21 protein-coding genes, 1 tRNA gene and 2 pseudogenes are annotated in these 25,282 nt (G+C 36.0%); 16 read left to right on the top strand and 8 right to left on the bottom strand.

All coding sequences use genetic code 11. From position 1 onward, the window contains the following. Positions 1–21 precede the first annotated feature (21 nt). A complete protein-coding gene (locus OPR49_RS06140; RefSeq protein ID WP_265026962.1) occupies positions 22–1,557 on the top strand; it encodes a lysine--tRNA ligase in 1,536 nt (511 codons plus the stop codon). Between the two features lie 669 nt (positions 1,558–2,226). Here the strand turns inward: OPR49_RS06140 and alaS are convergent. Next, positions 2,227–4,860, bottom strand: a complete 2,634-nt coding sequence (alaS, locus tag OPR49_RS06135; protein ID WP_265026960.1) for an alanine--tRNA ligase — start codon at positions 4,858–4,860, stop codon at positions 2,227–2,229. Between the two features lie 165 nt (positions 4,861–5,025). On the opposite strand from alaS, the gene OPR49_RS06130 reads away from it, so the two are divergent. The 4 genes from OPR49_RS06130 (at position 5,026) to fmt (ending at position 7,072) form a co-directional block, all read left to right on the top strand. Then, complete coding sequence (locus OPR49_RS06130; protein WP_010962890.1) at positions 5,026–5,469, top strand: PAS domain-containing protein; 444 nt, start codon at positions 5,026–5,028, stop codon at positions 5,467–5,469. 98 nt (positions 5,470–5,567) lie between these two features. Further along, positions 5,568–5,774 carry a 50S ribosomal protein L35 gene (gene rpmI / locus OPR49_RS06125; protein WP_015589253.1) on the top strand — a complete coding sequence of 69 codons (207 nt, stop codon included), beginning with the start codon at positions 5,568–5,570 and terminating at the stop codon, positions 5,772–5,774. A 20-nt stretch (positions 5,775–5,794) separates the two neighbouring features. Continuing rightward, positions 5,795–6,160: a 50S ribosomal protein L20 gene (rplT, locus tag OPR49_RS06120; RefSeq protein ID WP_006279340.1), complete on the top strand. Its 366-nt coding sequence runs from the start codon at positions 5,795–5,797 to the stop codon at positions 6,158–6,160. A 12-nt stretch (positions 6,161–6,172) separates the two neighbouring features. Next, positions 6,173–7,072 (top strand): methionyl-tRNA formyltransferase, encoded by a 900-nt coding sequence (gene fmt, locus OPR49_RS06115; protein WP_265026959.1) that lies wholly within the window; start codon positions 6,173–6,175, stop codon positions 7,070–7,072. Between the two features lie 87 nt (positions 7,073–7,159). On the opposite strand, the pseudogene OPR49_RS07685 reads toward fmt, so the two are convergent. Next, positions 7,160–7,315: pseudogene (locus tag OPR49_RS07685) on the bottom strand (WPE palindromic element domain-containing protein); the annotation flags it as partial. Positions 7,316–7,448: 133 nt separating this feature from the next. Between OPR49_RS07685 and purH the strand changes: the two are divergent. The 3 genes from purH to gpmI all read left to right on the top strand — a co-directional run bounded on the left by purH (position 7,449) and on the right by gpmI (position 11,430). Beyond that, a complete protein-coding gene (gene purH / locus OPR49_RS06105; RefSeq protein WP_265026958.1) occupies positions 7,449–8,960 on the top strand; it encodes a bifunctional phosphoribosylaminoimidazolecarboxamide formyltransferase/IMP cyclohydrolase in 1,512 nt (503 codons plus the stop codon). 868 nt (positions 8,961–9,828) lie between these two features. After that, positions 9,829–9,900 (top strand) — tRNA-Asn (locus tag OPR49_RS06100). 33 nt (positions 9,901–9,933) lie between these two features. Continuing rightward, positions 9,934–11,430: a 2,3-bisphosphoglycerate-independent phosphoglycerate mutase gene (gene gpmI, locus OPR49_RS06095; RefSeq protein ID WP_265026957.1), complete on the top strand. Its 1,497-nt coding sequence runs from the start codon at positions 9,934–9,936 to the stop codon at positions 11,428–11,430. A 147-nt stretch (positions 11,431–11,577) separates the two neighbouring features. Here gpmI and OPR49_RS06090 read toward each other — a convergent pair whose 3' ends face one another. Continuing rightward, positions 11,578–11,703: a hypothetical protein gene (locus OPR49_RS06090; RefSeq protein ID WP_265026956.1), complete on the bottom strand. Its 126-nt coding sequence runs from the start codon at positions 11,701–11,703 to the stop codon at positions 11,578–11,580. Between the two features lie 61 nt (positions 11,704–11,764). Beyond that, the gene (fabD, locus tag OPR49_RS06085; protein ID WP_265026955.1) at positions 11,765–12,745 is read right to left on the bottom strand and encodes an ACP S-malonyltransferase; all 981 of its coding nucleotides are present in this window, start codon (positions 12,743–12,745) and stop codon (positions 11,765–11,767) included. Between the two features lie 128 nt (positions 12,746–12,873). On the opposite strand from fabD, the gene rpmE reads away from it, so the two are divergent. From rpmE to radA, 3 genes are all read left to right on the top strand, one after another. After that, positions 12,874–13,077 (top strand): 50S ribosomal protein L31, encoded by a 204-nt coding sequence (rpmE, locus tag OPR49_RS06080; protein ID WP_007548602.1) that lies wholly within the window; start codon positions 12,874–12,876, stop codon positions 13,075–13,077. Positions 13,078–13,115: 38 nt separating this feature from the next. Further along, the gene (locus OPR49_RS06075) at positions 13,116–13,910 is read left to right on the top strand and encodes an NAD kinase (protein WP_070356930.1); all 795 of its coding nucleotides are present in this window, start codon (positions 13,116–13,118) and stop codon (positions 13,908–13,910) included. 1,010 nt (positions 13,911–14,920) lie between these two features. After that, a complete protein-coding gene (gene radA / locus OPR49_RS06065; RefSeq protein WP_265027542.1) occupies positions 14,921–16,264 on the top strand; it encodes a DNA repair protein RadA in 1,344 nt (447 codons plus the stop codon). On the opposite strand, the gene ftsY is transcribed toward radA, so the two are convergent. After that, positions 16,251–17,162 carry a signal recognition particle-docking protein FtsY gene (gene ftsY / locus OPR49_RS06060; protein WP_265026954.1) on the bottom strand — a complete coding sequence of 304 codons (912 nt, stop codon included), beginning with the start codon at positions 17,160–17,162 and terminating at the stop codon, positions 16,251–16,253. The genes radA and ftsY overlap by 14 nt on opposite strands. Before the next feature lie 192 nt (positions 17,163–17,354). Between ftsY and iscU the strand changes: the two genes are divergently transcribed. Genes iscU through OPR49_RS06040 form a run of 4 tightly spaced genes read left to right on the top strand, consistent with a single transcriptional unit; the run spans position 17,355 to position 20,453 of the window. Then, entirely contained in the window at positions 17,355–17,747 is a 393-nt protein-coding gene (gene iscU, locus OPR49_RS06055) for a Fe-S cluster assembly scaffold IscU (protein ID WP_265026953.1), read from the top strand. A 10-nt stretch (positions 17,748–17,757) separates the two neighbouring features. Beyond that, positions 17,758–18,171, top strand: a complete 414-nt coding sequence (locus OPR49_RS06050; RefSeq protein WP_096617535.1) for a HesB/IscA family protein — start codon at positions 17,758–17,760, stop codon at positions 18,169–18,171. Beyond that, entirely contained in the window at positions 18,164–18,622 is a 459-nt protein-coding gene (locus OPR49_RS06045; RefSeq protein ID WP_265026952.1) for an iron-sulfur cluster co-chaperone HscB C-terminal domain-containing protein, read from the top strand. Before OPR49_RS06050 ends, OPR49_RS06045 begins: the two co-directional genes overlap by 8 nt. After that, entirely contained in the window at positions 18,600–20,453 is a 1,854-nt protein-coding gene (locus OPR49_RS06040) for an Hsp70 family protein (protein ID WP_265026951.1), read from the top strand. The genes OPR49_RS06045 and OPR49_RS06040 overlap by 23 nt, the downstream gene beginning before the upstream one ends. Before the next feature lie 7 nt (positions 20,454–20,460). Here the strand turns inward: OPR49_RS06040 and lepB are convergent, their stop codons facing one another. The 3 genes from lepB to OPR49_RS06025 all read right to left on the bottom strand — a co-directional run bounded on the left by lepB (position 20,461) and on the right by OPR49_RS06025 (position 24,250). Continuing rightward, the gene (gene lepB / locus OPR49_RS06035) at positions 20,461–21,207 is read right to left on the bottom strand and encodes a signal peptidase I (protein ID WP_265026950.1); all 747 of its coding nucleotides are present in this window, start codon (positions 21,205–21,207) and stop codon (positions 20,461–20,463) included. A gap of 929 nt (positions 21,208–22,136) precedes the next feature. Next, positions 22,137–23,021, bottom strand: a complete 885-nt coding sequence (locus OPR49_RS06030; RefSeq protein ID WP_265026949.1) for an aspartate carbamoyltransferase catalytic subunit — start codon at positions 23,019–23,021, stop codon at positions 22,137–22,139. Positions 23,022–23,224: 203 nt separating this feature from the next. Then, positions 23,225–24,250, bottom strand: a complete 1,026-nt coding sequence (locus tag OPR49_RS06025) for an extracellular solute-binding protein (RefSeq protein ID WP_265027540.1) — start codon at positions 24,248–24,250, stop codon at positions 23,225–23,227. Positions 24,251–24,695: 445 nt separating this feature from the next. Between OPR49_RS06025 and OPR49_RS06020 the strand changes: the two are divergent. Further along, positions 24,696–25,280, top strand: a pseudogene (locus OPR49_RS06020) (DUF6444 domain-containing protein); the annotation flags it as partial. Between the last annotated feature and the right edge of the window lie 2 nt (positions 25,281–25,282).

Genomic DNA, 25,282 nt, shown 5'->3' with positions numbered 1-25,282 from the left:
GTACATTATTTAACCAAGATAATGACAAGTTGGCCATTTCAAGAAGCAGAAAAAATATTGCAAGAGTTTCCTAATAAAAAAGAAATAATATTTGAAACTGGTTATGGACCCTCTGGTTTACCCCACATAGGAACCTTTGGAGAGGTTTTCCGCACTACAGTTATTGTAAATGCATTAAAAAAAATAGCTCCTGGTATAAAAACCAAAATCATTGCAGTTTCAGATGATATGGATGGTTTACGAAAAATACCAGATAACGTGCCAAATCAAGAGATGCTAAGAGAGCACTTAAATAAGCCACTCACTATAATCCCAGATCCATTTGGGACTCATGAAAGTTATGGTCATCATATGAATTCATTGTTGTGTAAATTTCTTGATTTGTTTGAATTTGAATACGAGTTCAGGAGTGCAACAGAGTGTTATAAATCTGGCGTTTACGATGAAAAACTTTTACTACTGCTGAAAAATTATGATAAAGTGATGGACGTAATGCTTCCATCATTTCGGGAAGAAAGACAGCAGACTTATAGTCCATTCTTGCCGATATGCCCAAAAACTTCCCAAGTTTTACAAGTTCCAGTAATTGAAACAAATACAGATAAAGGAACAATCACGTATGAAGACCCAAACGGGGAAAAAATAGAAGTTCCAGTGACAAAAGGAAAATGTAAACTGCAATGGAAACCTGATTGGGGAATGAGGTGGGCCGCATTTGGAGTAAATTATGAAGCTCACGGAAAAGATTTAACTCCATCTGCTGTGCTTTCAAGTCAAATATGTGAAATACTTGGAGAAAAGCCACCACTTCTGTTTTGCTACGAGCTTTTCCTTGATAAAGAAGGAAAGAAAATATCAAAATCAAAAGGAAATGGCATTTCAATTGAAGAGTGGTTAACTTACGCACCAACAGAGAGTTTAGCATTGTACATTTTTCAGAGTCCTAAAAAAGCTAAACGTTTATATTTTGATGTGATACCAAAATCAACTGATGAATATTTAGAATTTGTAAAGCGTTATCATGAGAACAAAGAAAAGGATATAAATAATCCTGCTTGGCACATTCACCAGGGCAATGTTCCCAGTATAGAAACTTCAGGCATAAATTTCTCACTACTTTTAAACCTAGCAGCAGCTTGTAATGCTGAAAACAAAGAGATCCTATGGGGTTTTATATCCTCTTATGCACCGAACGTTACACCAGAAAATAATAAAATGCTTGATAGACTTTCAGACTTTGCAGTAAAGTATTATCACGATTTTATCAAGCCAACAAAATCATATAAAACTCCAAATGAAAAAGAGAAAGAAGCGTTACTAGATTTGAAGGACACTTTACATTCTCTATCTATAACTGCTACTGCTGAAGAAATTCAATCTCAGGTATTTTCTATTGGAAAAAAATATGATTACACTAACTTACGTGACTGGTTTCAGCTATTATATGAAACGTTACTTGGCCAAAAAACCGGTCCAAGAATGGGATCTTTCATAAAGCTTTATGGAATGGATAATACGATTTCTCTCATAGAAAGCGCTATTAAATGTATACTTTAAAGTTTACCTTCTTTCATTTGAGCTCTTTAGTTTTAATAAGAATTCCTTGACACCCTCCGCCAGCCCTCTTATCATAAAGATGAAGCTATTTATTTATCTTCGCAATCTGCAGATTAAAACGACAAAGGGAACTTTGTATTTGGCGTAAATCATGCTTAATTTTTTGCACTATGTGCACCTCATGTCTTTATAAAACTTTTAGGTTTCTACCTATACAAGCAGAAACGCGCTTATAAAGCGTTCAAGACATCAAAAGACGTCAAATAGAACAAGGGAGAATTTGAATGCTAGCTACCCTAGGGTTTCTTTGCCTTTTTTTCCACTCAGTAAATTTCTTAACGTTTATAATTTAGGTTAGTCGCATTTAAAAGCGGCTGAATCGTAGCGTTTAGAATAAAAAACGCCAATATTTTGAAGTACATATAAATAACTAGTTAACCATGGGGCTTCTTTTGCCTTTTTTTTCGTTTGGTAAATTTCTTAATGTTTGTAGCTAAACGACAATCGTCATCCCGCTGCTTGTTAGCGGCTGAGATACCGCGAATGAATCGCGGTATGACGGTTCGCGGCGGCATAGTAATTCGTCATCCCGCTGCTTGTTAGCGGGATCTCTTGTTAGCGGCTAAGAGATCCCGCGAATGAATCGCGGTATGACGGTGTAGACGATGGTTAAGTATCCCGCTGCTTGTTAGCGCCGCGGCGGTATGACGGTTCGTGGTGGTATGACGTAGAGTGCTTAGAAGCTGTTATTTTGCTATAAATGGCTGTAATGGCATCATCTATTTTATTGCTATCACAGCCTGTTTGTGCAAGTTCAGCATTCCCACCACAGTTTTTTTCAACTGCTATTGATACTAGTTCTTTTGCACTAATTTTATTAGCTAAGTCTTTACTTACTTTAATAATCAAGACTGTTTTATCTTTTTCTGTTGCCGTGAAAGCTATTATCGTTTTTGGTTTTTGTTGCTGCAAAACAAACTCTCTTATTATATTCGCTGGAATATTGGTAAAAGCATGACTTACAAAATTTATTCCATTTATTTCAGTACTTTTTATGCTCTCTGCGCTTATAAGTTTTTTATATAAATTTTTTATTTTAGCTTCAGATTCTTTGCGCTCTTGATTTAAAATATTTAATCGGTTTATTATTTCACTTGCTGGTGCTTTTACGAATTCTGCAACTTTTTTTAAGTTAATTTCATTATCACGTACATAATCGATTGCTTCTTGACCAGTTAAAGCCTCAATTCTTCTCACTCCAAAAGCAACAGAACTTTCTGTTACTATCTTAAATAAACCGATTTCTCCAGTATGTTCAACGTGTGTGCCACCACACAGTTCCCTTGAATCTCCAATCTTCACTACTCTTACTTGGTTGCCATATTTTTCACCGAATAACGCCATAGCTCCTTCGTCTATTGCCTGATTCATGCTCTGAATTTTTGTAGACGTAGAAAGGTTTTCTCTGATTAGAGAGTTTACCATATCTTCTACTAAGAATAGCTGATCCTGAGTAACTTGAGTGTTATGACTAAAGTCAAATCGTAACTTATCCGGTGCAACTAGGGAACCTTTTTGAGTGACATGATCACCCAAGATTTTTCTCAATACAAAGTGCAAAAGGTGTGTAGCTGAATGATTTCTTCTTAAGGCTTGCCTTCTTTCCTTATCTATGCTTGCTGTAACTGTGTCACCTTTACACATTGAGCCAGATTTAACTATGCATCTGTGCAAATATAGGTCATTAACCTTATTGGTATTCTCGACTATAATAATACTTCTACCAGGTTTAATCAGACTGCCAGTATCTCCCACTTGTCCACCTGACTCGCCATAAAAAGGTGTTTTATCAAGTATAATGGTTATCTTTTCTCCCTCCTTTGCAGAATCAATTACTTCATTTTTAGAGGAAACTATAGCTAGTATTTTCGCATCACTTACTTCATTGAACTCATAACCAACAAATTTTGTTTTGCCAAATTTATTGATCAAATCAAACCATACTTGCTCAACAGATTTTTCACCAGATCCAGCCCATTTAGCACGTGCTCTCTCTTTTTGTTCTCCCATTGCATCATCAAAACCCTTCTGGTCAAAATTTATTTTTTTCTCTTTTAAAATATCAAGTGTAATATCCAAAGGAAATCCGTAGGTGTCATATAGCTTAAACGCTGATTCTCCAGGCAAAGTATCGCCCGATTTTAAATCTGTAGTGAATTTCTCCAGGAGATTGATACCTTTCATCAAAGTGTCTTTAAAGTTTTCTTCCTCTGATTTTAACGTCGTTTCTATTAAGCTTTTAGCTCTGACTAATTCAGCTCCCATATAAGCCGAACTCGTGCTATCTATCAACACTGGAAAAATACGATGGAGTAGGGAATCATTATATCCAAGCAGGTGGATATAACGCGCGGCTCTCCTAATTAATCTGCGTAATACGTAATTCCTGCCTTCATTCCCAGGAAGCACTCCTTCTGCGATGAGAAATGCAGCCGCGCGAAGATGATCTGCTATGATCTTATGCGCTATTTTATTTTCCGTTCTTCCACAGTACTCTTGTGATTTACTTATCAGAGCAGAAAATAGATCAATATCATAGTTATCATGGACGTTTTGCATAACAGCCGCTATTCTTTCAAGGCCCATTCCAGTATCGATGCATTTTTTTTGCAATTTGTGTAAATTACCTTCTTCATCTTTGTTAAATTCCATGAATACCAGATTCCAGATTTCAACAATTCTATCGCCCTCTTGTAAATTAGGACTCCCATGGTCATAAAAAATTTCAGAACATGGACCGCACGGACCAGTGCTTCCCATACTCCAAAAGTTATCATCCGTTGTAATTCTTATGATTTTATCACTTGAAAAGCCACTTATCTTACGCCAAATCTCGTACGCCTCATCATCAGTATGGTAGACGGTTATGGATAGTCTGTTTTTATCAAGAGATAACTCTTTAGTGATAAATTCCCACGCAAATTCTATCGCAGTTTCCTTAAAGTAATCACCGAAGCTAAAATTTCCGAGCATTTCAAAAAATGTGTGATGCCGAGTTGTATAGCCAACATTTTCCAGATCATTGTGTTTACCGCCTGCTCTTAGGCACTTTTGACTTGAGACAGCACGTTTCATTTCAGTTTTTTGAGCACCAGTAAAAATATTTTTAAACTGCACCATACCAGCATTTGTGAACATGAGCGTTGGGTCATGTTCTGGAATCAAAGGAGAAGAAGAAACCTGCTTGTGGCCATTACTTACGAAAAATTTTATAAATCTTTCTCTGATTTCGTTTAGCTTCATCGTTTTTATTGAGGTTATCTATAAATAATAAGTTGTAATGGAAATAAAATCAATACCACTCTCTAGATCTCAGAACTTCTAGTGACATGCACCTTGTGGTAAGAAAAAATCAATATATTCACGATAAATTTACCTCATATCTGTGTTTTATATGTGGAAATTGGAATGGAAATTTATGTAGGCAAAGAAAAAAGAATAGCAAATGTGGTGACTCAACACTGGAATGACATAAAAGGATCAGACAGAGATTGGCCAGAAAGGCATGAAATAGACACTGCAGAAATAATGGAATCATGGCAGCATTGTTTTGTCATTGAAGTCAAGGATCAAGGTTATATTTGTGAAAATGCAGGAGAAAAGGCTGTTGAATTCTATGGTTTTGAGAAAAAGACGCGCATTGATAATAAGTATGCAATTGATGCACCATTTTTGCGACTATATAAAATAGATGCAGTTATTGATAAACTTGATACTGTAATAGAGAGTAAATGCCCGATCAATGAAGAGGAAGAAAGTGAAAGTGTTAAAATGAGGCAAGTATTGTTGCCACTTGGGAATAAAGAAGGTATAACACACATATTGGGCGTAATTACTTTTAAACTCCTTTAATATACAATTTTAATTTGATTCTTTAATAAAATTATTTATACTAATGCTTAATTACTATTAAAGAACTCAATAGTAGTGCTTGTAAATTTATTTGGAATATGAAGAAAATAAAATTAAAAACCAAATCTTCTGTTAAAAAGCGCTTTCACCTTACAGCTAAGGGTAAAGTCATTTCTACTCAGTCAGGCAAAAGGCATGGCATGGTAAAGAGAAGTAAATCTAATATTCGTAATCAGCGTGGTACAACGATTCTTGGTAAATCTGACTCGCGTATAGTTAAGCTTTATATGCCTTATGGTATTTAATAAAATGGAGGTAAAATAAAATGGCTCGGGTAAAACGTGGAGTCACTACTCACGCTCGTCATAAAAAAATATTGAAACTAGCAAAGGGTTATAGAGGACGTGCAAAAAGCTGTTATAGAATTGCATTACAGAGAGTTGAAAAAGCACTGCAATATGCTTACAGAGACAGAAGAACTCGTAAACGTGATTTCCGTAGCTTATGGATAATACGTATTAATGCAGCAGCAAGAGAGCATGGGCTTACTTATGGTAGGTTTATGCATGGTCTTACACTTGCCGGCATTGATTTAAATAGAAAAATTCTTGCTGAGATGGCAGTTAATTATAAGGATGATTTTGCCAAATTAGTAGAAACTGTAAGTGGTAAATTAGCGGAGAATTCTTAAAGCAAAAACACCATGAGAATTATTTTCATGGGATCACCAGGATTTGCTGTTAATTCTCTGAGCTTGTTACTGAAATCAAAGAGCGAAGTGGTGGCAGTATACACCAAGGCTCCAAAACCTTCGGGGCGTGGACAGAAGCCAATGAAATCTCCAGTACATGTTATCGCTGAAGAAAGTAACATAGAGGTATGTACTCCTATCTCTCTAAAGTTCTCGGCAGAGCAAGAAAAATTTAGAAATTTCAAGCCAGACGTTGCGGTTGTTGCCGCGTATGGATTGATACTTCCAAGAGAAATTTTGAATATTCCAAAATATGGTTGTATTAATATTCATCCTTCATTACTACCAAGGTGGCGTGGTGCAGCCCCGATACAGCACACAATTTTAGCAGGAGATCAAGAAACCGGGGTTAGCATTATGCAATTGGATGAAGGATTAGATTCCGGCCCTATTTTAAAACAGGAAAAATTTCTTATCGAAAAGAACGATAATTACAAGACATTGCATGATAAATTATCTAAGCTAGGCAGTGATTTACTGCTGAAAGTGCTAAACGAAATTGAAAAACAGCTTCCCTTAAAACAGAACGATAACGATGCATGTTACGCTGACAAAGTGGAAGACTATAAAATTTATGCAAGTGATGCCTGTGAAGTTGCTTATAGAAAGGTTAAAGCGTTTTACCCAAAAGCGTTTATCGAGATAGAGAATAAACGTATCAGGATACTTGATGCTGACTTTGAAGCTTTCGCTTCAGAACAAGGTGAGATTGTTAACGATAATATGCACATAAGTTTAAAAGGTGGCATTTTAATTCCTAAAGTTGTACAAATGGAAGGAAGAAATCCTTGTAGTATTGAAGATTTTATTCGTGGTTTGAAATCAAGCATGGTAAAAAAATTTATAGAATAGACTGCTTTGAAGGAAAGGTTAGGAGGGCTAAAGCAACTTCTACAATTTGGTATTCCGCTGCTTGTTAGCGGAATCTACAACAAGATACCGCGTTTTGGTGTACGAACATTGCAATTTGCAGGTAATTTGAGTAGTAGATGGTGTCATTCCAGTGCTTGACACTGGAATCCAGTTTCTATTGTACAGCCACCTGGTGTGCTCATTTAAAGTGAAGTTTTCTGGATCCCAGTGTCTGGGCACTGGGATGACATCTTTCTTGGTCTCTTGTATCACAATGTTCGTACAGTTGTGGATACCGTGGCGGTATGACGTAGTAGCTATATATAGACAAATTCCTTTTTCTTAGATATAATTTTAAAAAACTTTCCATATAAAAATGAAAATAAAAAGAGCTTTAATATCAGTATACGATAAAACGAATATAATTGATCTTGCATCGTTTTTAATGCAGCAACAAATAGAAATTCTTTCAACGGGAAATACTTATAAAACGCTATCTAGTGCAGGAATAAAAACACAAGAGGTCTCAGATTACACAAAATTTCCAGAGATACTGGGTGGTAGAGTAAAAACTTTACACCCTAAAATTCATGGAGGAATACTTTGTGATCGAGAAAAGCACAAAACAGAAATGCAAGATCTAGGTGTTGAGCCAATAGACCTGCTTATAACTAACCTATACCCATTTTGGGAGACAGTAAGTAGCGGCTCAAATGAAGAGCAAATTATAGAACAAATTGATATCGGCGGAGTGGCGTTAATTAGAGCTGCAGCAAAAAACTTTCGTTTTACTTCAGTTATTTCTAGCATTCAAGACTACGAAGCACTAAAAGCTGAGATGATAAAAAATAACAATGAAACAACATTGGAATATAGAAAATATTTAGCAACCAAAGCATTTGCTCTCACTGCACACTACGATTCTAATATTCACAGTTGGTTTTTATCCCAGAGTAAAAATAATGAGTTGCCAGAGTTTTTCGCACTATATGGGCATAAAGCACAAGAATTAAGGTATGGTGAAAATCCCCATCAAAAAGCTGCATTTTATAGTAATCAATTTACAGAATATCCGTTGGAAAAACTACATGGAAAAGAGTTGAGTTATAATAATATAGTAGATATAGAATCCGCACTTAACATAACTTCTGAATTCGAAGAACCTGCAGCAGTGATAATAAAGCACAATAACCCATGTGGCGCTGCTGTTAGTAATAATGCTTTGGAGGCATATGAAAAGGCTCTATCATGTGATGAAGTAAGCAGTTTTGGTGGCATAGTTGCCTTAAATCGGGAGATAGATTTAAAGCTAGCAGAAAAATTAAACGAGATATTTTTGGAAGTAGTGATAGCACCATCGGTAAACAATGAGGCACTAAAAATTTTACAAAGAAAGAAAAATTTAAGAGTGATTATTCATAAATCTTTCCAACAAAATGTGAAATACCAAATTAAAAATGTTGTTGGTGGGTTTTTGGTGCAAGAAAATAATGATCACAAGATAAAAGCAGAACAAGTAACAGAATGCACTGCAACAGAAAAAGAAAAAAAAGATCTTATTTTTGCCTGGAAAATATGTAAACATGTGAAATCCAACGCAATAGTTATAGCAAAAGATGGTTGTGCTATTGGCATCGGCGCTGGGCAAACAAGCAGAATAGATAGTGTTAACATTGCAGTGAAAAAAGCAGGTGAAAAGTGTAAAGGTGCGGTGCTTGCTTCAGATGCATTTTTCCCATTCCCAGATAGCATAGTAGAAAGCACAAAACATGGAATTACAGCTATAATTCAGCCCGGTGGCTCGCTAAAAGATCAAGATGTGATAAAAGCTGCAAATGAAAATAAAATTGCTATGTTTTTCACTGGTATTCGTAGTTTCTTTCATTAGGCTTTGTGTCTTATCGTCATACCGCCGCGGTATCTCTAGATCCCGCTAACAAGTAGCGGGATGACGGTTGTCAGGGTGTCATGAAAGTAGCTGACACTGGTTTCCATCCAAGATGGTGCCATGAAAGTAGCCTCCCTCCCCTGTCATCCGAGTAGCTGACACTGGGATCCAGCCTTTCTGCAATCTCATCGAAAACGTTGTAACCACTTTCTATGCTAGTTCGCTTGTGAGCAACCTGGATCCCAGTGTCAAGCACTGGGATGACACCCTCCTAGTAGAAACGCTTTTGTAATTGCAACATTCGTGCAATCTTTAGCCATAAACATTAAGAAATTTACCAAACGAAAAAAAAGGCAAAAGAAGCCCTGGGGTTATTATCTGCTTTAAAATATTGGCGTTTTTTATGTTTTAAACGCTTGACAAGCAAGATTTAGCTGCTTTTAATTGCAACTAACCTATGCTGCAAATGTTTAAGAAATTTACTAAGCAGAAAAAAAGACAAAGAATCCCCGAGTTAGCTAGTCCTTTACTATCTCTGTCGAGTATTGGCATTTTTTGATGTCTTGTAACGCTTTATAAGCGCGTTCAGCTTATTTAGATAAAAATCTAGATGTAGATGAAGTTTTGTAAAGACATACAGTATCTATATACTGCAAAAAATTGAACATAAGACGCCGATACATTAAGTAATCCTTACCTTTTAATCTGCAGATTGGCGAAAGCAAATACAATAGCTTCAGTTTCATGATAAGAGGGCTGGCGGAGTTTGTCAAGTAAGTTTTTTCGTTTCTGTGACCAGTTGGACTTAAAGTCTATACAAAAAACGTTTACAACCAACGTTCAACATGGTAAATTAAAAGCGGTTTATTCCTCGGTAGCTCAGTGGTAGAGCAGTTGGCTGTTAACCAATTGGTCGCTGGTTCGAATCCGGCCCGGGGAGCTTTTCTCTGTGAAATTCTAGTATTGATTTTGTATGAACATTAAATCAGTCGTTTTATGTATACTAGATGGCTGGGGAAATGGAGTAGAAAGTAGTAAATACAATGCTATTAGCAACGCAAATCCACCCTGTTGGCAATATATTAGCTCTAATTATCCAAAATGCAGTTTATCCGCCTGTGGAACTGATGTGGGGTTACCTGGTGGTCAAATAGGTAACTCAGAAGTTGGCCATATGAATATTGGCAGTGGTAGAGTGGTAATACAAAGCCTTCAGCGCATTAATCAAGAGATTGGAACAATAGAAAACAATGTAAATCTACAAAGTTTTATTAATGATCTAAAAAGTAAGAACGGAGTATGCCATATAATGGGATTGGTGTCCGATGGTGGTGTTCATTCGCATCAAAAGCATATTTCAACTTTAGCAAATAAAATATCACAGCATGGAATAAAAGTGGTGATACATGCATTTTTAGATGGCAGAGACACATTGCCAAATTCAGGAAAAAAATGCATTCAAGAATTTACAAAGAGTATAAAGGGAAATGACACAAGAATTGCTACTGTTTCTGGGCGTTACTATGCTATGGACCGTGACAACAGGTGGAAGAGAACAATCGAAGCTTATGAGGCTATCGCATTTGCAAAGGCACCTTGTCATGATAATGCAGTATCGTTGATTGATGAAAATTATCAAAATAACATAACTGATGAGTTTATTAGGCCCGCAGTAATAGGTGACTATCAAGGTATAAAACCAGAAGATGGAGTGCTGTTGGCTAACTTTCGTGCTGATCGAATGATACAATTAGCAAGTATTTTGCTTGGCAAAACAGATTACGCTAAGGTAGCAAAATTCTCTTCAATTTTAAGTATGATGAAGTATAAAGAAGATCTCAAAATTCCTTATATTTTTCCTCCTACTTCTTTCGCTGATACTCTAGGACAAACAATAGAAGACAATAAATTACAACAATTACGTATCGCCGAAACCGAGAAATACGCTCATGTGACTTTCTTTTTCAATTGTGGAAAAGAAGAACCTTTCTCTGGTGAAGAAAGAATACTCATTCCCTCACCAAAAGTTCAAACTTATGATTTGCAGCCCGAAATGTCAGCCTTCGAGCTCACAGAAAAGCTTGTAGAAAAAATTCACTCCCAAGAATTCGCACTGATAGTTGTAAATTACGCTAACCCTGATATGGTAGGGCATACAGGTAATATAAAAGCAGCCGAGAAAGCTGTGCTAGCTGTAGATGATTGTCTTGCGAAAGTGCTGAGTGCTGTTAAAAAGTCAAGCAACACCGCATTAATTGTTACTGCAGACCACGGTAATGTGGAATGTATGTTCGATGAAGAAAATAATACACCTCATACAGCACACACTCTAAATAAAGTGCCATTTATTGTGTCTTGCGATAATCTAAAACTAAGAGACGGAAGGTTATCTGACATTGCCCCTACTATTTTACAGCTACTTGGAATTAAAAAACCAAATGAAATGACAGGCAGTTCGTTGATTGTATAATTTTTCGCATTACTCTCTAACTGGATATGCACAGCTGTTGTAGTTTGAGACACCGGAAAGGTGTCATTCCAGTGCTTGACACTGGAATCCAGATTAAAGATTAAGTTGTAATCTTATATTAAAAATAATATCTTTGATAGTGAAAGATTAGATTCCAGTGTCAAGCACTGGAATGACATCATAGGAGTTATCTGATATTGCCCCTACTATTTTACAGCTACTTGGAATTAAGAAACCGGATGAAATGACAGGCAGTTCGTTGATTTCTTGCATTACCCTCTGTCATTCCAGCTAGGCAGCGTTATGCAACGGAATGACATCAAATAGATGTGTTTTAACTTAATCCAACTTTTAAATTTTTCGCTGTTAGTACTAATGATTCATTAAAGAAGCTGTCAATATCACCAATACTATCTATATTTTTTGTACTGATAGATTGGTCAATTCTTTTGACCAAATTAGATAAAACTTTATTAGGGCCCATTTCAACAAATTTGTTAATGCCACGGCTTGACATATACAAAACCATTTCTCTCCATTTCACTCTGCTTACAACTTGCTTGGCGAGTAAAGTTTTTATAACTTTGGGATCACTCTCCTCTTTAGCTGTAACATTTGATATCAAAGGAACTATAGGACGGGTTATTTTAATACCCTTCAAAAACTCCAAAACTTTTTCATCAGCAGGTTTCATAAGAGATGAATGAAAAGGCCCACTAACCTGTAATTTAATTAGTTTCCTCACACTCGAGTTTTTGAATAAATCGGGTAACATTTCAAGAGCTTCTCTAGTGCCACTTATAACCACTTGTCCGCCACCGTTATCGTTTGCAATTTCACAAATTCCGTCAATTTGAACTGATTTCAATATATCTTCCACTTCATTTATCTCTGCTCCAAGCAACGCAACCATTCCGCCTTTACATTTCAGTGAAGCTTCATGCATTGCTTCGCTGCGAACTTTCAGCAGCTTGATTGCAGACTCAAGCGTTAACGCTCCTGCAGCACACAGCGCTGTATATTCGCCAACTGAATGCCCACAAACATATTTAACATTGTGATCAGTGAAAAGAGATTTGCCAAACACATGCTCCATAACACGTAGCATTGCAATTGATACTGCCATTATAGCTGGCTGAGCGTTTTCTGTAATGGTTAATTCTTCAATAGGACCGTTGAAGATTAAATGAGACAGCTTTCTATCCAATATGCTATCTACTTCATTAAATACTTGTCTTGCAACAGAAAACTCACTATATAAGCTCTTTCCCATTCCTACAAACTGAGAGCCCTGACCGGGGAAAGCAAAAATCATGATAGTTATTATTTATTCCTTATTAAATATACTACTTTATTTATTTTTTGTCAATATTTTAGAATAATGATTGACTTAGTGAATTAAGTTCACTAGAATGTTAACTGACTAAAAGTTTATAAACAACAATGAATTATCATAAAATTATTATAGTTATGACAGACGGTCAAGAGTTTGAAACTCGTTCCACTTATGGAAAGGAGGGAGATAGGGTAAAACTTGATAGAGATCCTCTTACTCACCCTGCATGGACTGGAAGTTTGACAAGCGGGTTAGCAAGTAAAACTAGCAAATTAGCTAAGTTTAACGATAAATATGGAAGCATTTTCTAATTTTCCTCCTCTTTAAGTTTTAGAGAGTTTACTGAAGCATGCATAAATACAAAAATATAGGCTATGTTGCTTCTCCATCACCAAAATCGCAGGAAGTATCTAAACTATTAAAGAAACTTAATTTTATCAATATAACAGAAGAAAATAAGTCCGAAATCGATCTATTGATAGTTGTTGGCGGTGATGGCTTTATGCTACGCACTTTGCACAATTACGTCATAGAAAATAAAAACATGCATGTGTATGGGATAAACACTGGCAATGTTGGGTTTTTGATGAATAAATGCTTTAGCTGCAGTGAAGATTTAATTGATCATATAGAGCATGCAACTTCAACTCAGTTAACTTTGCTAAAAATGGAAGCAACAGACACAAGTGGCAAGAGATATCATTACATAGCAGTAAACGAAGTATACGTTTTTAGAAAAGCGAACCAAATAGTAGAGATGAATATTACTATCAACGATAAGCTAAAAGTAGAGAAATTTAGAGGGGACGGAGTAATATTATCTACCCCCACAGGCAGCACTGCATACAACTTCTCTGCCGGTGGCCCAATCTTGCCGCTAAATTCAAATTTACTTGCACTCACTTCTATCAATAGCTATTACCCAAGGCATTGGAATGGAGCACTAATCTCAAATGATACGATCGTACAAATTGACATTAACGACACAAAAAACCGTCCAGCACTTGTAGTATCAGATTACAAAGAGTTTCATAATATATCGCAGATAAAAATACAAAAAGACCATGAGAACACAATCACTCTGCTTTTTGACAAAGATTACCCTCTGAATGAAAGGATCTTTGATAGACAATTTCTATACTAATAATGTATCTGTTCAGATGCATGGCTAATGTACAAATATTGAAACAAAAATTCCAGTGCCCCTGTGATGTCATTCCAGTGCTTGACACTGGAATCCAGCTTTTGATCGAAAATGTTGTATAGTACACAATCAAATTTTCTGGATCCCAGTGTCTGGGCACTGGGATGACACCCATGGAAGAGGACCTTTACTCTCCTCTCCTCATGCGAGCCCGCTGGTTAAAGAGTTAAAGAGGAACTTAAAAATTTACTATTAGACTTCTTACATAACCATATAACATTGGGAATAGAAACAAAAAACTTGCTTGACACCCTTCGCCAGCCCCCTTATCATAAAACTGAAGCTATTGTATTTGCTTTCGCCAATCTGCAGATTAAAAAGTAAGGATTACTTAATGTATCGGCGTCTTATGTTTAATTTTTTGCAGTACATAGATACTGTATGTCTTTACAAAACTTCATCTACATCTAGATTTTTATCTAAATAAGCTGAACGGGCTTATAAAGCGTTACAAGACATCAAAAAATGCCAATACTTGACAGAGATAGTAAAAGACTAGCTAACTCGGGGATTTTTTGTCTTTTTTTTCGTTTGGTAAATTTCTTAAACATTTATAGCTAACATGAACTGGGCAGCGCGTGACGCTGATTTACTTTATGACGGTGTCATCCCAGTGCTTGACACTGGGATCCAGCCTTTTTATAATCATCAAAACGTTGTATTTTAACATAAAACGGCTACTTTTATGCTTACCAACTTAATAAAATTCCTGGATCCCAGTGTCAAGCACTGGGATGACACCATTCTTTTTCCTGGATCCAAGTAGTCAGGGCACTGGGATGACAGGAGAAGGGGCTACTTTGATCCTGGAGGGTGCAATTATTGTGCATGAATTTAAATGGTACAACTTATGACAATTATCTTCGCACCACAACGCTTGTGAGACTCAACATTTACTCGCCTATTTGGCTAATTTTTATTACAATTACAACAAAATAATTTTAGCTTTGATGAAAACTGTATATGTATGTCAATTCTGTGGTCATAGCACTGGCAGGTGGGTAGGGAAGTGTATTGCATGTAACAATTGGGATACAATTGTTGAGGAAATAGCAGTAAAAACGGGCAAAAGAAGTATATCTGCACCAATTTTAATAAAGACGTTATCGGGTAGCGAAATTATCACTCCAAGTCGTTTTCTAACAGGAGTAGAAGAATTAGATAGAGTTTTTGGTGGGGGTATCGTTCAAGGTGCTAGCATTTTAATTGGTGGCGAACCTGGTATTGGAAAATCCACCCTTTTGCTTAGAATTGCAGCTAATGTTGTGCAACTTTCCTCTTTTGAATGTCTTTATGTATCCGGCGAGGAATCTTTAGAGCAGGTGAGTCTCAGAGCAAAGCGTCTTAAGATAAATGAACCTAAAATTAAGCTTTTGTCTACAGTGTCTTTAACTGATGTAGTAGCAACAATAAAGGAAAATAAAAGTATTAAATTCTTAGTAATTGACTCTATACAAACAATGTATGATAGCGGAATTACATCAGCACCAGGAACTGTAACTCAGGTCCGCACTTGCGCTCATGAATTAACCATTCTTGCGAAACAATATGGTATTTCTCTCTTAATAGTTGGTCATATAACTAAGGATGGACAAATAGCTGGACCTAAAACTTTGGAGCATATGGTGGATACGGTATTATATTTTGAAGGTGAAAATAGCAATCAATACCGCATTTTACGCACTATTAAAAATAGATTTGGCCCTGCAAATGAAATTGGTGTTTTTGAGATGTCTGAAGCAGGACTCGTGCCTGTTGATAACCCATCATCATTGTTTCTGATGGCTCATGACAGAGAAGTAGTTGGCAGCGCCGTATTTGCAGGAATTGAAGGTTCAAAACCAATTTTAATGGAAGTGCAAGCATTAATAGCAGGGACTAATATGGCAACCCCAAGAAGGGCAGTAGTTGGGTGGGATATTAATCGATTGGCTATGATCATCGCGGTGCTAAATGCTCGTTGCAAAATGTTTTTGCATGATAAAGAGGTATACCTAAACATTGCAGGGGGACTCAAAATACAGGAACCATCGGCTGATCTTGCTGTTGCTGCTTCCCTTATTTCAAGTGTAGTAAATTTACCGCTGCCAACTTCTTCAATAATCTGCGGTGAAGTTGCACTTTCAGGAGAAATTAGGAATGTCTCGCATGCTGATCTCAGACTAAAAGAAGCACAAAAGTTAGGATTCAAAAAAGCAATTATGCCTAAAAATGGTAATTACTCTTCTCATGATATTGAGATAATCAAGCTTGGTCACGTAAGGGAATTAAGAGAAGTCTTTAATTACAATTAAATAACGCTTCAGCAAATTCTTTGCTAGTAAACTCCCTCAAGTCCTCTATATTTTCGCCAATTCCTATAGCATGTAACTTTATCTTATAAGCTTCTGCAAGTCCAATTACCACTCCGCCCTTAGCAGTGCCATCTAACTTTGTTACGATTAGCCCGGTAACATTAACCATTTTGCTAAATGCTTCTAATTGGCTATAAGCATTTTGGCCGGTAGTTGCATCAAGAACTAAAATAACGTCATGAGGGGCAGTATCATCCAATTTCTTTATCGTTCTATATATTTTTGATAACTCCTCCATAAGGTTCACATTATTTTGCAGCCTTCCTGCTGTGTCAATTAGAACAACATCAACGTTATCCTTTATAGCTTGACTTACAGCTCTATATGCCACACTTGCAGAGTCGCTACCATACTCTCCAGTAACAATCAAGCAATCAGAACGTTCTGCCCAAATGTTTAATTGTTCACTAGCAGCAGCTCTAAATGTGTCGCATGCAACAAGCATAACGGATTTTCCCATTTCCTTATATTTATATGCGAGCTTACCTATAGTCGTGGTTTTACCATTACCGTTTACTCCGCATACCATTATTATATGTGGTTTTTTGTTCAAAATTAACGGTTGCACGACAGGGTTTAATATAGCTTCTATTTCGTTCACTAATTGCTGCGTGATAATATTATACTCAACTTCCTTGTCAAATTTGATGCTTGTGAGCCTGTCAATAATCAACTTGGAAGTTTTATGACCAATGTCCATGCTAATTAGCAATTCTTCTAGCTCATCTAAAAGCGACTGATCTAATTTTTTTTTGCCAGAAAAAATGCTTTTTACTCCGTCACTAAAGCGAGAAGAAGTTTTCAACAGGCCTTTATAAAGGTTACTAAACAAACTCAAGGGAATGCTCCTTTTTAAATTATAAACTTAATTACAATATAAAGAATGACACGCACTACGTGTATTTGTAAAGAAAAATGCACTCACAAAGTGATATTTTTACTCACAAAATATATGGGTTGCTAGTGTATTTTACTTTAGTTCTTAACCTAAATATGTTATAATGTAGAATAGCAGTTCACAGGTAGTTTTATGAGTTATAATGAGAAAATATTAGATCATTACGAAAATCCAAGGAATGTTGGCTCTCTGGATAAAAATGATCCAAATGTTGGTACTGGTTTAGTTGGTGCACCATCGTGCGGTGATGTAATGAAATTGCAGATAAAGGTCAATGACAAAGGTGTTATTAAAGATGCAAAATTTAAAACTTTTGGTTGTGGTTCTGCCATTGCTTCAAGTTCCTTGTTAACAGAGATGATAAAGGGAAGAACCATCAGTGACGTTACACAGATAAAGAATACTCAAATAGTGGAAGAGTTGTCTTTACCTCCAGTGAAGATACACTGCTCGGTGCTTGCTGAAGATGCTATAAAGGCTGCTATTCATGATTATCAAAGCAAACAAAGTAAAGGTGGACATTGAGAACTAAGGCATGAGTGAATATCAAGAAGTAGGCGGAGGTGAAACTGTAAAAAAGAATAAAAAACTTATCACTATAACTGCAAATGCAGTGGAGAGGATAAGGTATTTATTGGACCAAAAGAAGCATACTAACCTTGAGAAACCGGAAGAAGCGATAGGAATAAGAGTGCTAATTAAACAAAAAGGATGTTCTGGTTTAAAATATGATATTGAATATGCGTATGATACTCGTCCTTTAGAGTCGATAATTGAGGAAAACTGCAGTGATGACCAAAAAGTTAAAGTGTTGATCGATCCGAAATCCGTCATGTTTATTCTTGGCTCTGAAATGGATTATGTAGAAGAAAAATTTTCATCGGGTTTTGTTTTCAAAAATCCTAATGAGAAAGGAAAATGTGGTTGTGGAGAGAGTTTTCATGTCTAGCAACTATTTTACATTGTTTGAAATCGAACCAGCTTTCAATATCAGTTTTGATGAGTTAGAGAAAAAATATATCGAGCTAAGCAGGACTGATATAAACGAAGGACAATCTAAAAATATAATTAATATTAACAAAGCTTATCAGGTGCTAAAGTCACCACTAAAACGTGCTGAGCATTTGCTGGATTTTTTTGATGTGAAAAGCCAAAAGGATCACTTAAATTCTGAAATATTAAGTGAATCAATGGAAATAAGAGAATATTTGCTGGACTGCGGTGATCTACAATTTGCAAGCAGGATGATTGATGAAAAAATAAAAGGTTGCATTAAAAACCTAATTAACACTTTTGCTGTAAAGAATTTTGATGGAGCTGCTACACAAGTCTTAAGATTGAAATATTTATATAAGTCATTTGAGGAGGTGAAAAAGAATGCAACCAATTCAAATTTCTGAACCAAATTCAAGTGAAGTAGTTTTTGGTATAGATCTTGGTACTACCAATTCTTTGATTGCTATGGTAAATAAAGCCGGCAACGTGGAGATATTTAAAGATAAGCAGGGAAGAGAGCTACTGCCTTCTGCTCTTTCATATGAAAATAATACATTGAAAACTGGCTACGATGTCGGTCAAAATGCAATCTACTCAATAAAGCGTTTAATGGGTAAAAGTGTTGAAGAATTAAATAAAGAAGGCGTCAATTTTGAAATAGATCATGAAAGCGAAAAAGTTATTAGAATAAAATGCGCAGAGGAAAAGTATCTTACTCCTGTTGAGATTTCTGCTGAGATATTAAAAGCTTTATGTGAGAGGGTAAAAAAGTCTAAGGGGCTGGAAGTAAAAAAAGCAGTGATTACTGTGCCAGCTTACTTTGACGATTCAGCACGTAACGCAACCAAATATGCAGCAAGATTAGCCGGCATAGAAGTTCTTCGCCTCGTTAACGAGCCAACCGCTGCAGCGCTTTCTTACTCCATTGAAAAGAACAATAGCAGTGGAATATATGCAGTTTATGACCTTGGTGGTGGAACATTTGATATTTCGATATTGAAATTGCATCAAGGAGTGTTTCAAGTTCTTGCGGTTGGTGGTGACACCAACCTCGGCGGTGATGATTTTGATCATTTGCTTAACCTTATTGTGCTTGATAAGTATAGAGAAAAGGTAGGTTTAAACAAAGAATGCTCTAGTGTCATCACAGTCTGGGATCCAGAAAGTTTGATTACAAATGAACACACTAGAAAGTTATATAATAAGAACTGGATTCCAGTGTCAAGCACTGGAATGACAACACTTATTGAATCACGTATTGTAAAAGAATATCTGAGCGAAAACACCGTAGGTACTTTTGAATTCAACATTAACGGCAAGCCATTTAAATGTGAAATTACCAGAGAAGAATTTGAACAGGCAATAAGTCCTTTAGTTAATAGGACTATCAATATAGTTACTAGTACTATAAGCGACGTAGATCTTAAAATTGACGATATAAGAGGAGTAATTTTAGTTGGTGGTGCAACTAGAACACCATTGGTTCAAAATTCACTAGTTAAACTCTTTGGAAATAAAGCACTAAATGACGTGGATCCAGATAAAGCAGTTGCCATTGGGGCAGCTCTGCAGGCTCATGATTTAACTTCGAGCTCAAAAGATAGGAATATTCTCCTGGATGTTCTACCTTTATCACTTGGCATAGAAACTATGGGAGGCATAGTTGAAAAAATCATACCAAGAAATACACCACTACCAGTTTCAGAGATAAAAGAGTTTACAACTTATGTTGATGGGCAACCAGCAATGAAAATTCACGTTTGTCAGGGAGAACGTGAAATGATAGAGGATAACAAATCTCTAGCGCAGTTTGAACTAAAAGGTATACCGCCACTGCCTGCAGGTTCTGCAAGAATTGAAATAGAATTTACAGTTAATGTTGACGGAATCTTGACTGTTACTGCAAGAGAAAAAACTACTGGAATCGAGCAGACAGTTGAAGTAAATTCAAGTTTTGGCTTGAGTGAAGCTGATGTCCAAAATATGGTTAACCAGTCAATAAACAGCTTTGATGAAGATATGAAGGCTCGTTCCCTTGCAGGTGCTAAAATTAATGGAAATAAACTCATACACTTGGTTGAAAACAATAATAACCTTTCCACTGATCAAAAGTTGAAAAACCTATTACAAAATGCAAAAAACGCTTTACAAGGCAATGACTTGAATGAAATTAACAAAACTATCGCCGAGTTAGAAAATTCTTCTTTAGAGTTGTGTGAATTAACAAATAGGTAGAAAAAGCTTACACAACCTTGTGCAATACCCTATTTAACCTCAAGGCAACAGGTAACCTGAAATTCAATGGTAACCAATCGACCTTTCCTAATTTAAATGATAAACCAACTATGCTTACACGCCCAATGATATTTTCCATTGGTACAAAACCAACTTCAGGAAACCTACTATCCAAAGAATTATTTCTATTGTCTCCCATAACAAAAAATTGATCGTTAGGTACATAATAAACCGGAGTGTTATATGATAGCTTATTAGAAATGTTATCTATCAAAATCTCATGCTCCTTGCCATTTAAAAGCGTTTCTATATATCTTGGTATGTTACGATTTGACTCATAATCAAAAAAACTTTCAATTTGCCTTCGCTCTACTTTCTGATCATTCAGGTATAATTCTCCCTCTATCATTTGCACTTTGTCGCCTGGTGTTCCTATTACTCGCTTAACAAACCTGATACTGTCGTTTCTTGTGGGTTTGAAAACTACTATGTCGCCACGCTTTGGAGGGGTATAAAAAATCCTGCCGCTAAAAATGTTTGGAGAAAATGGAAAGGAGTGCTTACTGTAACCATATAAATATTTACTAGCAAAAATGTAATCCCCTTCAAGTAAGGTGCTTTTCATCGAACCAGAAGGTATATGAAATGGCTCGAATAAAAAACTACGTATTGATAGCGCAATCAACAGTAAAAAAAACAATGAAGATAAAAACCTTCCCGTTCTTATCACCCAGTTTTTGCTTAGTTCTTCCAACTTTTCCAACTTTGTTTTTCTTATAGATTAAGCTTATTATAATACATAAATTAAAAAATGGTAATATGAAATTTTACTTGTGAATGTTATTCCTCTATTCAAAACAATTTTGAAAAGGCGGTTCATTTCTTTCAACGGTGTCATCCAAGTAGCGTGACACATAACTGTACGAACATTGCAATTTGCAGGTGGCAGATGAAAGTAGCTGATGCACATCTGTACGAACATTTGCTTTTGTTAAGGTAATATGGTGTTATGAAAGTAGCTGACACTGGAATGGCTTTGTTGCATCGCTACTTATGAAAGGCTAACTATAGTTAGGATTATAAGCAACCTATTGAAAATCTTGTTTTTTTGCAATCAATCTGATCAAATTTAAGAATAGTAATTTGTTATTTATATTAATAAATTTAATTCTATTGAAAATAGCTAAAGCATTGAAATTCTTGAATTTTAGCCGGATTGGTAAATGGTAGTGAAATTTCTTTTACTCAAATTTAGGTATTCATTGACCGTTCTTGTTATAAATACCAGAATAATAAGCTACTGATATTCCCTATCTTTTTTATCTTTAATCCATCATAGCTAGCGATGCAACAAAGCCCACTGGAATCCAGGTTGTAACCGTTCACGGATTGTGAGAATGAATAAAGAACTAAGCAGTCGTAACTTTTGGAAGGGATTTTGGCCATTGAGACGTGATGTCAAAAATATCGACAACATTCTTTTCACGAACCTTTCCCCACATTCTGACCAGGTGAAAAAGCTGTTTTTACGATAGCCGTCTAATTTGCCGTTCTGCAAGGTTGTTGGTTGACTTCAGGCTTTCGTAAAAAATTCCACATCATATCCTCAGCCTTAACATCTTAGTGGCCATTCTCGTCATTTCATGAAAAAACCCTTCTTTCGCATTAGTTGTGTAGCATTTTTTAATATCTATAATAGTGCAGCACTGCCTTACGTATTGCCAATCCGAATTCTACTTGCTGTAAAATAACACAATCTGCTACATCACTGCTAATCTCAATCCCTCTGTTTATTGGCCCTGGGTGCATAACAATCGCATCTGGTTTTGCGTATGATAGCTTTTGTGAATCAAGTCCATACAAATAAAAATATTCTTTCTCTGAAGAACTATTATTCATGCGCTCTTTCTGCAATCTCAAAAGCATAATTACGTCAGCATCCTTTATACCTTCAATTAATGAATAATGGACTGAATCTACTTCAGGAAAATGCTTACAAATCAAAGTTGGTGGTGCGACCAAGTTTATCTCTGCTCCAAACATTTTTAGCAACCTTATATTTGACCTTGCAACTCTGCTGTGCAGAATATCTCCACATATCACAACTTTGAGGTCCTTTATTTGCTTTTTGTGATTGCTGATTACAAGATAGTCTGCAAGAGCTTGAGTTGGATGTTCACTACTTCCATCGCCTGCATTGATTAGCGAGCAGTTAACATACTTTGCCAGTGTATTAATGATACCACTACTTTTATGCCTGATTATTATGTAATCAGGATTCATTGCATTTAATGTTTTGATCATGTCTCTTAGATCTTCTCCCTTGTTAATAGAAGAAGATCTTATTGGCAAAGTTACAACATTTGCTCCAAGGCTTTTTGCTGCTATTTCAAAAGACGCAAGTGTACGCGTTGAATCTTCAAAGAATAAATTTATTACTGTCTTATTTTCCAAGATATGACTATTTGCAACTTCTTTTTTAAGGTACTGGTTGGCCAACTTAGTTATATTTTCTACATCATCGACTGTAAGGTCTGAGATGTTTAACAAATTCCTTCTCTTGTTCATAGTTTCCTTTTCAACTACTTGAACCTATTCTACTTTCTTATTACCTTTTTTCAATAGACTTCTTGTGCAGCAATTGTTTTGGTGAAAGAACGGAAAAAGATAGTAAAGTCAAAATTAAGTTAGAAGGAAGAAAAAGTTCAGCGAGTCAAGAGTAAGGTATATTAGCATAAATCTTTCATCCCAATGTTTAGTGGCGCTGGGGATTACTTCCACTTACACTCATCCGCTATCATAACAGCCTCAAAAAGATGCTTCTCAAGTTCACTTAGAGGCAAATCACTTTGTGAATAATTTCCCCAAGATTTTAGTATATCGGAAGTTTCAACGCCTTCAATAATAGGATATTCTTGGTTTTTTTTAGCGTATAACTCTTGAGCCTGCTTGCTTACTAAAAATTCCAATAAGACTATAGCATTTTCCCTGTTTTTTGCATTTTTTGTTACTGCTGCACCACTGATGTTTACCATTACACCGTGATCGTTGCGATTAGGAAAAAAAGCCCCTAGCTTGTCTGCAACATTCTTTTTATTTTCTGATGAAAGAATTCTCGCAAAGTAGTAGCTGTTTACTATTGCAACATCTCCCTCACCAGCTGCTACGGCGTAAATTTGATCAGTATCACCACCACTTGGTTTTCTTGCCATATTGCTCACAATTCCACTTACCCATTCTTTCGTCTTTTCAAAACCATTATTTGCAATCATAAAAGCAATTAACGATCTGTTATATGGACTTGTAGAAGAACGCACTAATATTTTTCCTTTCCATTTTTCATTTGCTAAATCTTCATAAGTACTTAAGTCCTTAGGGTCTACTGACTCTTTATTGTAAACCAATATCCTAGCTCTTTTTGTAAGACCAAACCAATAATCTTCGCTGTCTCTAAATCTTGCAGGTATAACACTTTTTAAAACCTCTGAATCTACTTGAGATAAAAGTCCTCTTTTTTTTGCTAGAATTAAGTTGATTGCATCAGCAGTCAAAAATAAGTCAGCTTCACCACCGTTTTCTATTCGTGAAAGTAGCTGAGAATAATCATCAATGATGTAACGTACTTTAATGCCTGTATTTTTCGTGAATTCATCAAACAAAGTACGTACTAATTCTTCTTTGCGCGATGAATAAACATTTACCACCTGTGAGTCATTAGTTCCGTCGTTTCTGTATAAATAAGTAATAACTATCAATATAATTGCTATTAAGGATGTGAATATAAAGGCTTTTTTCATATTGGATAAAAAATAACTTCTTTCAGTTAAAGTTACCAAGATGGTACAACTTTAGCAAGTGTAAAGTTCGTTAGATAAATCATAAAAACTTCCTTGACAAGCTTTGCCAGCCCCCTTATCATGAAACTGAAGGTATTCAGTTATCTTCATCTGTGCAGATTAAACAGCAAGAAAACAACGTAGTTGGCGTCTTATTTTTAATTTTTTGCACTATGTGCACCTTATGTCTTCACAATATTTCTAAGTTTTTACCTACACAAGCTGAAACGCGCTATTTTAAACATTAAAAAACGCCCACTTAAAAAATGGATAGTGAATAACTAGCTACCCTAGGGTTTCTTTTGCCTTTTTTTCTGTTTAGTAAATTGTATCCGTTCAGCGGAGTGGTAGAATAAGGTAGACAAAGTGATCTAAAAAGATAATCATAGAGCAAAAGTGAGGTAATGTGGTAAACCTTTTAGAACTCTGCAAAAATTTACAGCAAAAAATAGAAAAGTTGGAAGGGAGGATAGAAGAGTTAGAGGCAGAAAATAAGGCCTTGAGGATTGAGAACGCTGAGTTGAAAGAGAGGCTTGGTTTAAACTCGAAAAATTCATCTCTACCGAGCTCTAAAGAATTGTACAAAACAAAAAAGGACAAGCCAAAAAGCGAAAGGAATGTTGGCGATCAGGTTGGGCATAAAGGAAATTTTCATGCCACAATGGAAGCGGATAAAGTAGTAAAAATAGAGTTGCCTAATATTTGCGAATGCGGAGGAGAGCTTGTAATATGCGAAAAACCTTATGTTCACCAAAAGTTGATCTTCCGGAAATTAGGCCTTATGTAGTAATTGGAACATGGTCGTTGTCGGAGATGCAGAAAAAGAAAAAGTAGCAAGTTACCAGAAGGTGTTACGCCAGATACATTTGGTCCAAGGGTTAAGTCTATAATTGCAGCACTCAGCGGATTTTACAAAAACTCAAAGCGTGAAGTGGCTAGTATCATAAATGACATTTTTAATTTGAACATAAGTGTTGGCAGCATATCAAATCT

This window comes from Wolbachia endosymbiont (group A) of Bombylius major (genome assembly GCF_947251895.1).
Lineage (GTDB): Bacteria > Pseudomonadota > Alphaproteobacteria > Rickettsiales > Anaplasmataceae > Wolbachia > Wolbachia pipientis.
This window is presented reverse-complemented; position numbering and strand designations above follow the sequence as displayed.

Bases quoted from the DNA above. Each gene is read 5' to 3' on its own strand.
- OPR49_RS06050 (WP_096617535.1), top strand. From the start codon at position 17,758: ATGAGTGAATATCAAGAAGTAGGCGGAGGTGAAACTGTAAAAAAGAAT.
- purH (WP_265026958.1), top strand. From the start codon at position 7,449: ATGAAAATAAAAAGAGCTTTAATATCAGTATACGATAAAACGAATATA.
- rpmI (WP_015589253.1), top strand. From the start codon at position 5,568: ATGAAGAAAATAAAATTAAAAACCAAATCTTCTGTTAAAAAGCGCTTT.
- OPR49_RS06090 (WP_265026956.1), bottom strand. From the start codon at position 11,703: ATGCAAGAAATCAACGAACTGCCTGTCATTTCATCCGGTTTCTTAATT.
- OPR49_RS06140 (WP_265026962.1), top strand. From the start codon at position 22: ATGACAAGTTGGCCATTTCAAGAAGCAGAAAAAATATTGCAAGAGTTT.
- radA (WP_265027542.1), top strand. From the start codon at position 14,921: ATGAAAACTGTATATGTATGTCAATTCTGTGGTCATAGCACTGGCAGG.
- OPR49_RS06075 (WP_070356930.1), top strand. From the start codon at position 13,116: ATGCATAAATACAAAAATATAGGCTATGTTGCTTCTCCATCACCAAAA.
- OPR49_RS06130 (WP_010962890.1), top strand. From the start codon at position 5,026: ATGGAAATTTATGTAGGCAAAGAAAAAAGAATAGCAAATGTGGTGACT.
- OPR49_RS06045 (WP_265026952.1), top strand. From the start codon at position 18,164: ATGTCTAGCAACTATTTTACATTGTTTGAAATCGAACCAGCTTTCAAT.
- rplT (WP_006279340.1), top strand. From the start codon at position 5,795: ATGGCTCGGGTAAAACGTGGAGTCACTACTCACGCTCGTCATAAAAAA.
- OPR49_RS06030 (WP_265026949.1), bottom strand. From the start codon at position 23,021: ATGAACAAGAGAAGGAATTTGTTAAACATCTCAGACCTTACAGTCGAT.
- gpmI (WP_265026957.1), top strand. From the start codon at position 9,934: ATGAACATTAAATCAGTCGTTTTATGTATACTAGATGGCTGGGGAAAT.
- alaS (WP_265026960.1), bottom strand. From the start codon at position 4,860: ATGAAGCTAAACGAAATCAGAGAAAGATTTATAAAATTTTTCGTAAGT.
- OPR49_RS06040 (WP_265026951.1), top strand. From the start codon at position 18,600: ATGCAACCAATTCAAATTTCTGAACCAAATTCAAGTGAAGTAGTTTTT.
- rpmE (WP_007548602.1), top strand. From the start codon at position 12,874: ATGAATTATCATAAAATTATTATAGTTATGACAGACGGTCAAGAGTTT.
- fmt (WP_265026959.1), top strand. From the start codon at position 6,173: ATGAGAATTATTTTCATGGGATCACCAGGATTTGCTGTTAATTCTCTG.
- fabD (WP_265026955.1), bottom strand. From the start codon at position 12,745: ATGATTTTTGCTTTCCCCGGTCAGGGCTCTCAGTTTGTAGGAATGGGA.
- iscU (WP_265026953.1), top strand. From the start codon at position 17,355: ATGAGTTATAATGAGAAAATATTAGATCATTACGAAAATCCAAGGAAT.
- OPR49_RS06025 (WP_265027540.1), bottom strand. From the start codon at position 24,250: ATGAAAAAAGCCTTTATATTCACATCCTTAATAGCAATTATATTGATA.